At 42.9% G+C, this 6403-nt stretch carries 3 protein-coding genes and 1 pseudogene; all 4 read right to left on the bottom strand.

The window, feature by feature from the left end; translation table 11 throughout:
* Positions 1 to 124: 124 nt before the first annotated feature.
* Positions 125 to 601, bottom strand: a pseudogene (dicD, locus tag NXS07_RS07670) (division control transcriptional repressor DicD); the annotation flags it as partial.
* 18 nt (positions 602 to 619) lie between these two features.
* Positions 620 to 2371, bottom strand: coding sequence for a protein-disulfide reductase DsbD (locus NXS07_RS07665; protein WP_258086482.1), 1752 nt, complete (start codon positions 2369 to 2371; stop codon positions 620 to 622).
* A 213-nt stretch (positions 2372 to 2584) separates the two neighbouring features.
* The gene (locus tag NXS07_RS07660) at positions 2585 to 3886 is read right to left on the bottom strand and encodes an anaerobic C4-dicarboxylate transporter (protein WP_038246552.1); all 1302 of its coding nucleotides are present in this window, start codon (positions 3884 to 3886) and stop codon (positions 2585 to 2587) included.
* A gap of 960 nt (positions 3887 to 4846) precedes the next feature.
* Positions 4847 to 6271 carry an aspartate ammonia-lyase gene (gene aspA / locus NXS07_RS07655; RefSeq protein ID WP_258086481.1) on the bottom strand — a complete coding sequence of 475 codons (1425 nt, stop codon included), beginning with the start codon at positions 6269 to 6271 and terminating at the stop codon, positions 4847 to 4849.
* Positions 6272 to 6403 lie beyond the last annotated feature (132 nt).

The following is a 6403-nucleotide window of genomic DNA, read 5'->3' as shown; positions in this document are numbered from 1 at the left end:
TCCCAGACGGGATCTGTTAACCTAGTTCGTAGCATGATGATGAGGCTTAATGAGTTTTTGGCGAAATTGATTATACCCAATCATCATGCTGTTCAGATTACCTTCACAAAACGTCAACACGCCCTAATAGTTTGCTGAGACATCCCTCAAGGATCAGTTCCATTTGTTTGGCAACCCGTTCACTGTTTTCGATCTCAAGTTGTTGTAATAACTCTACGGTATAATGAAAAGAATTTTGTTTTTGCAGCTCTGCCAATTGGTGGATCGGATGCTCTGTATCAGTGAAGACACTGCAAGCTGCAATGAATAGACAACCCGGATAACGCTGTTTCTGTACTTTTTCCTTGAGGGTGTCGTAACGTGCCAGTAATTTCTGCTCAGGGCTCAAAACCTCATCTAGCAGGATCTGGCGCTGCCAGATTTCAATCTGCTGACTGTGATAGCGCAGGCAATCGTAGAGCAAGGCTTCTCGATCAGGCCAGAAATGCTTTATTTGATTGATATCAACCTCTAGGGGAGTTAAAAGCGTCTCCAATGTTGCTGACAGGCCATGCTGCTCAAGTAAATTCAGGGCATGACTAAGAACATATTCACGTTGCACAATTGCTCTCCTTTTAAATTATTTTTGTAGATGCTGTAAATGGTGGCTAAAGCGTCCTGCATCCATGAAACCACTGACTCGTGAATCGGGTAGCTCTTTTCCATGAGCATCAAAAAACAAGATAGTGGGAAGCCCCAATACCTTCAATTTATCCAGTAATTCTTTCTGTTTTGAACCGTTCTCCGTAACATTTGCCTGCAATACGAGAAATTGGCTTAATTGCGCCTGCACTTGTGGATCGGGGAAGGTATATTTTTCAAATTCCTTACACGCGACACACCAGTCCGCATAAAGATCCAACATAATGGGTTGATGGCGGTTCTCGGCCAGAATCTGGCTTAGTTCCTGCCAGTCACTGACTTGCTGAAACTTCAGTGATGGTTGCTGTTGTGTCGTAGCCGGATTTCCCCACACCCAATCCTGTAAGGGGCGTGAGGCGATGAGTGCCAGTACCAGTAAGATGAGTTGCAGGGTGCGTAGCCAGCCTTTTTTGCTGTTTAAGGTCAATGCGAAAGCCCAACCAAGGAAAGCGACTGCCAGCAAACTCCATAGCCTTATGCCCCACGTATCACCAAGTACACGCTCCAGTAGGAATACGGGGAGCGCCAGAATAATGAATCCGAAGGCTTCTTTAACGTACTGCATCCACGGGCCTCTGCGGGGCAGAAGTTTGTGACCGAATAGCGTGACGGCAATAAGTGGCAGGCCCATGCCAAGAGCATAGAGGTAAAGGGTCAGCCCGCCAAGCAGGGTATTACCGCTTTGGGCGATATAAAGCAAAATGGCACTGAGGGGTGCGGTAGTACAGGGGGAGGCGATCAGCCCCGCCAGGATTCCCATGACGAATACGCCAATGTAAGAGCCGCTTTTTTGTTGGTTGCTCCAGTCAACTAAACGAGTCTGGACAGAAGAGGGGAGCTGTAATGAGTACATCCCAAACATGGACAAGGCCAGCAAAATAAACAGAATTGATAGCCCCACCAGAATGTAAGGGTTCTGCAACGCGGCCTGAAACTGCAATCCGGCAGCGGCAACGATCAATCCCAACACGGTATAAGTGAGCGCCATTCCCTGCACGTAACTCATTGCCAACCAGAAAATGCGTTTTAAGCTATCGGGTCGCCGCTGCCCTAGAATAATACCGGAGATCAGCGGATACATGGGCAGAACGCAAGGTGTAAAGGCAATGCCAATCCCAATCAGCAATGCCCATAATGGTGAAAATGGCACGTCAGGTACGTTGGGAGGGGATTCTTCCTGCGGTAATGGTGCCTTCTGAGATGTCGTTATGTCAGGTTGTTTTGCGGCTTCATTGGCTGAGGGAATCGAGGCAATAACGGCTGACAATGGCACAGTTATTGTCTCTGGAGCATAGCAGAACCCGGCTTCCGCACAACCTTGGTACGTGACTTGCAGATTGGAGTCATTGGAGGCAGAAAGGATAGGGATGTTAATCCGTGCTGAACCAAAATGAACCTCAGTCTTGCCAAAAAACTCATCTTCGTGATCTACCGATCCGGAGAAATCGAGATGACCCAACGTTGCTTTTATCGGAGTGATGATGAACTGTTTTCGATAGAGGTAATAACCGGATTTGATATCCCAGTTTAGTGTGAGTTGATTGTCTTTCTGCTGAAAATCAAACACGAATGCTTGAGCTGCAGGAAGATAGCGATTTTGTCCCGGCGGTTCAAACAGCGCATTGGCCTTGATAGGAGAAATAGCTATGCCGCTCAACAGCAGAAGCAATATGAGAATATGTTTCATCATAAGATAATCTTTGACCTGCCTGTATCTTGGTTCATAAAATTTGCCAGAGTTAGCATGATATCTGAGTTAGAACTATAACTGATGAAACTCATGGCAGAAAGCGACTTGCCTAATATTAAGGCAATAAGCGGGTCATTTTAAGGAAAGGGTTTGAGGTGGGAATATTTCAGGGGTGTTTAAACCCCTGAAATAACATGCTGAAAATTTGGATAATTACAGGATCATACCACCAACCAGGAAACCGAATGTCACGGCTAACGCAACAGCAATGGTGCCCGGAATGAAGAATGGGTGGTTGAATACAAAACGCCCAATACGAGTGGTGCCGGTATCATCCATCTGCACAGCTGCAACCAGAGTCGGATAAGTTGGCAGGATAAATAGGCCAGAAACCGCAGGGAAAGAGGCGAGTGCTGTCAGTGGTGTGACATGCAGCGCCAGTACCATGGGCATCAGGGCCTTCGCGGTTGCTGCTTGCGAATAGAGCAGAGCAGAGCAGAAGAAGAATATAACAGCCAGCAGCCACGGTTGAGCATGGATCAAGCTACCCGCAGTTTCTTTAATCCAACCCATGTTAGCTTGAACAAATGTATCTCCTAACCATGCGACACCCATAATACAGATACACGCGCTCATACCGGCTTTAAAGGTGCTTGAATTTAAAATAGCATCGGTATTAACAGAGCAGATAACCGTTGTGAGGGTGGCGATGCTTAACATGATAATCAGTATCGCGCTGGTGGTATTCATCAGTGGTTTTTCAACTAAACCAAGGCTTGGGCTGTTAATAATCGCGTAAATAACGATCCCAACTACCCCTAACAGAAACAGCAGTACAGAGAGTTTAGCTTTTGGCTTGATATCAACTTTATGACTGCCACGTAGTTCAATTAGGCCATCTGCAAGGCGTTTTTGGTAGACAGGATCGTCAGACAGTTTGGAGTCAAAAAACCATGAGACGATGAATGACATCAAAATAATTGCAGCAAACGATGAGGGAATGATGACCATCAACATCTGAATATAGCTGACACCTTGCCCTTCCATGACAGAAGACATATAAACTACGGCTGCGGATATTGGCGAGGAAGTAAGTCCAATTTGTGCGGCTACGACAGCGGTTGATAGTGGTCGGCAGGGTTTAATGCCTTGTTCTTTTGCGACTTCGGCAATGACAGGTTGTGTTGCCAGAGAGATATTTCCTGTTCCGGCTAATAGCGTCAAGCAATAAGTGACAATGGGTGCGAGGATAGTGATGTATTTTGGATTTCTGCGCAGTAGTTTTTCTGTTTGTTGAACTAGATAATCTAGCCCGCCAGCTATTTGCATGACAGAAATAGCGGCGATGACTCCCATAATGATTGAAATAACGTCAAATGGAATGCTTCCCGGTTTGATTCCGATTGTGGCCAGTATTAAAACACCAAGTCCTCCCGCAAATCCAATTCCGATTCCCCCTAGTCGTGCTCCCAAAAAAATGGCCAGCAGAACGATAACTAATTCTACGGCTAGCATGTTATGTACTCCTTAGTTTATTTAATGTTGTGAAAATTTATTGTTAAATTTTTGTATTGCTGATAAAAATAAAAGGCATTCAATCCCGCTGAGTGAGTGGATTGATTACTAAAAAATCTTGTATTTCATTAAGTCATCATCAAAACATTTCACTTTATATACTGGATATTTTTCGTTATTAAGTAATTTAATAAAGATTACATCATTACACTTTGTTTTAACACAAACTTTTCGCGTTTTTAGAAGTGTAAATTATATTTAATTTTTGATATAAAAGTGAGTTACGACTCATAATTAGGAATAGCATAAATCATGCTATCTATAGCGTTAGGCATTAAATTACGATAAGTAATTTTAATGTGAATACTGTGCTGCTGTTAATGTATAAAACGTTTTAATGTGATACTTATTAATCTAAATGTTCATTAAATCACCTTGAGGTTGTCAAATAGCAAGAGATATGCCGTATTTTTGGTAGTTATAATGAAAAGTATATTATAATTACCTGTATTATATTTTTTACGCCTATATAAATATAAATCTATTATGACTTATTAATTTAAAGTAAAGTATTGCCAATTATAATTATAAAAATATGCACGGTAATAACGTAAGTAATAGTGCTTAATATGATGAAAATAGCGAATATTTAAGGGGGGGTATATTGCGATTAATTACAATATACACGATATTATCAGCCATAGGTGTGGCTAATATTAATGTTATTGCAATAAGTAAATAATTGGGAGGATTAATGATAAATAAGATTTAAAAATACTATTCTAATTTACCTTGGTTATTGGTTTTGAATAGTTCAATGTTATATGTTTTATTTATTTTTGCTCTTAATTTTATAAAAGTAAAGGTGGAATCATTTATATGATGAATTAAAAAGGCACGCTTCCGGTTGGAATTGCGTGCCTCAGTAATTAAGACGATTTCGTTATTATCATTATTTAATTAGTCGTCAAAACGTTTTGCTTTATAAGTTGGATGTTTCAGGTTCTCAACAGAGAAAATATCATCCAATTGTGCTTCGGTCAGCAAACCGCGCTCTAATACGACTTCACGAACACTCTTGCCTGTCTCTGCACAGATCTTGCCTACGATATCGCCATTGTGGTGGCCGATGAATGGGTTCAGGTAAGTAACAATACCAATAGAGTTAAATACAAAGCTTTCGCAAACTTCTTTATTGGCAGTAATACCGTTAACACATTTTTCAACCAGATTACGGCATGCATTGCTCAGGATGGAAATGGATTCAAACATCGCTTGCCCAATGGCTGGTTCCATCACGTTAAGCTGCAATTGACCTGCTTCTGATGCCATGGTGACACAGATATCGTTACCGATAACTTTGAAGCAGACTTGGTTGACGACTTCTGGCACCACTGGGTTAACTTTGGCTGGCATAATGGAAGAACCGGCCTGCAATTCTGGCAGGTTGATCTCATTCAGCCCAGTGCGAGGGCCGGAAGAAAGCAAACGCAGGTCGTTACAGATTTTGGACATCTTGACCGCCAGACGTTTCAATGCGCTGTGAACCATCACGTAAGCACCGCAGTCAGACGTTGCTTCGATGAGATCTTCTGCTGGCAGGCAAGGTAACCCTGTGACTTCAGCCAATTTTTCAACCACCAGCGTCTGGTAGCCTGGCGCGGTATTCAGGCCAGTACCAATAGCGGTAGCACCGAGGTTCACTTCCAGCAGTAATCCTGCTGTGCGGGTGATGTTTTTGATTTCTTCTTTCAATAACACGGAGAAGGCGCGGAACTCTTGGCCCAGTGTCATCGGAACCGCATCCTGCAATTGGGTACGGCCCATTTTCAGGATGTCAGCAAATTCAACGGATTTTTTGTCGAAACCGACTTGCAATAACTCGATGGAGGTAATCAATTTCATGATTGAATTATAGACAGCAATACGGAAACCAGTAGGATAAGCGTCATTGGTTGACTGGCTTTTGTTCAGGTGGTCGTTCGGATTCAGGTACTCATATTCACCTTTTGGGTGCCCCATCAATTCAAGACCGATATTTGCCAGTACCTCATTGGTATTCATGTTCAGTGAGGTGCCTGCACCGCCCTGAAATACATCAACAGGGAATTGATCCAGGCATTTGCCTGTGTTGAGGACTTCATCACACGCTTTGACAATAATGTCCGCAATTTTTCCAGGGATAGTATGGAGTTCTTTGTTTGCCAGTGCCGCGGCTTTTTTTACCAACACCATGCCACGGATGAATTCAGGCACATCATTGATAGTACGGTCACTGATATAAAAGTTTTCAATCGCACGCAGAGTGTGAATACCGTAATAGGCTTCAGCAGGGACTTCTCGTTTACCTAACAGGTCTTCTTCGATACGAATGTTGTTTGACATGAGAACCTTCTTTAATTTGGATACGTTTTTTTACTGTTCTATATACGTTTTTGTTGAGAATAATGTCGCCGTCAGCAACTGCCGTGATATTAATCACTTATCACTGAATTGCTGGCGCGATCATATGTGGAT

It is taken from the genome of Xenorhabdus bovienii (assembly GCF_024721015.1).
Taxonomy (GTDB): Bacteria; Pseudomonadota; Gammaproteobacteria; order Enterobacterales; family Enterobacteriaceae; genus Xenorhabdus; species Xenorhabdus bovienii.
Note: the sequence above shows the minus strand (reverse complement) of the source record. Positions and strands in the feature narration are given on the sequence as shown.

What these genes read in the sequence shown, in the direction of transcription:
- aspA (WP_258086481.1), bottom strand. Translation starts at nt 6,271, where the DNA reads ATGTCAAACAACATTCGTATCGAAGAAGACCTGTTAGGTAAACGAGAA.
- NXS07_RS07665 (WP_258086482.1), bottom strand. Translation starts at nt 2,371, where the DNA reads ATGATGAAACATATTCTCATATTGCTTCTGCTGTTGAGCGGCATAGCT.
- NXS07_RS07660 (WP_038246552.1), bottom strand. Translation starts at nt 3,886, where the DNA reads ATGCTAGCCGTAGAATTAGTTATCGTTCTGCTGGCCATTTTTTTGGGA.